A 1,666-nucleotide genomic window follows, 5' to 3' on the forward strand; every position below is an offset into this window, starting at 1 on the left:
AAGCGTGGCGACCGTACCGGCCGTGCCAGTCAGCCCGTCGCAACCGCAGGTCAAGTTGCCACCGCCGCCGCCGGCGCCTGCGGGTAAACGCGACATTATCGTGGTGATCGACGCTGGTCACGGCGGTGAAGACCCGGGCGCTTCCGGCTCGCGTGGCCAGCATGAAAAAGACGTGGTGTTGGCCATCGCCCGTGAATTGCAGCGCCAGGTCAGCGGCATGAAAGGCTATCGCGCCGAGCTGACCCGTACCGGCGACTACTTCATCCCGCTGCGCGGCCGTACCGAAATCGCACGCAAGAAGGGCGCCGACCTGTTCGTCTCGATCCACGCCGACGCGGCGCCTTCGTCCGCCGCCTTCGGCGCCTCGGTGTTTGCCCTGTCGGATCGCGGCGCCACGTCCGAGACGGCCCGCTGGCTGGCCGACAGTGAAAACCGTTCCGACTTGATCGGTGGGGCCGGCAACGTGTCCCTCGACGACAAGGACAAGATGCTTGCCGGTGTACTGCTCGACCTGTCGATGACCGCCTCGCTGACCTCCAGCTTGAACGTCGGGCAGAAAGTCCTGAGCAACATCGGTCGCGTGACATCGCTGCACAAACAGCGCGTTGAGCAGGCCGGGTTCATGGTGTTGAAATCGCCGGACATCCCGTCGATCCTGGTGGAAACCGGGTTTATCTCCAACGCCAACGAAGCCTCGAAACTGGCCAGCGCCAGCCATCAGCAGGCATTGGCACGCTCCATCAGTGCCGGTGTGCGTCAGTTCTTCCAGCAGAACCCGCCGCCGGGCACGTATGTCGCCTGGCTGCGCGACTCCGGGAAAATCGCCCAGGGCCCGCGTGACCATCGCGTGCAGCCTGGCGACACCCTGGCCATGCTGGCGGTGCGTTTCCAAGTGTCGGCCGCGACCTTGCGCAACGCCAACAACCTGAAAACCGATGAGTTGAAGGTCGGCCAGGTGTTGACCATCCCTGGCACTGAATTGGCGGCACAGTAATGAGTGAATCGATCCTCAACAGCGGCTCACGCATCGAACTGCTCAGCCCGCGCCTTGCCAACCAGATTGCGGCGGGCGAGGTGGTCGAGCGGCCGGCTTCGGTGATCAAGGAGTTGCTGGAAAACAGCATCGACTCCGGCGCCAAGCGCATCGATGTCGACGTCGAGCAGGGCGGCGTCAAGCTGCTGCGGGTGCGTGACGACGGCAGCGGCATCTCCTCCGATGACCTGCCGCTGGCACTGGCGCGTCACGCCACCAGCAAGATTCGCGACCTCGAAGACCTTGAACGGGTGATGAGCCTGGGCTTTCGCGGCGAGGCCCTGGCCTCGATCAGCTCCGTGGCGCGCCTGACCCTGACCTCCCGCACGCGCAGCGCCGACCAGGCCTGGCAAGTGGAGACCGAAGGCCGCGACATGGCGCCTCGGGTCCAGCCGGCTGCGCATCCGGTGGGCACTTCGGTGGAAGTGCGCGACCTGTTCTTCAACACCCCGGCGCGACGCAAATTCCTCAAGGCCGAGAAAACCGAATTCGATCACCTGCAGGAAGTCATCAAGCGCCTGGCCCTGGCGCGGTTCGACGTGGCATTCCACCTGCGTCACAACGGCAAGACCATCCTCAGCCTACACGAAGCCAACGACGACGCCGCGCGCGCCCGGCGGGTGGCGGCGGTGT

The 1,666-nt window shown here is 65.2% G+C and carries 2 protein-coding genes; both read left to right on the plus strand.

What is annotated here, in order from left to right; translation table 11 throughout:
- A partial coding sequence (locus L9Z73_RS30160; RefSeq protein WP_247408593.1) for an N-acetylmuramoyl-L-alanine amidase occupies positions 1–994 on the plus strand: 994 nt, incomplete at its 5' end.
- On the plus strand, positions 994–1,666 hold a 673-nt coding region (gene mutL / locus L9Z73_RS30165; RefSeq protein ID WP_247408595.1), incomplete at its 3' end, for a DNA mismatch repair endonuclease MutL. The genes L9Z73_RS30160 and mutL, both read left to right, overlap by 1 nt.

The sequence above is a fragment of the Pseudomonas emilianonis genome (genome assembly GCF_023072625.1).
Lineage (GTDB): Bacteria > Pseudomonadota > Gammaproteobacteria > Pseudomonadales > Pseudomonadaceae > Aquipseudomonas > Aquipseudomonas paraveronii.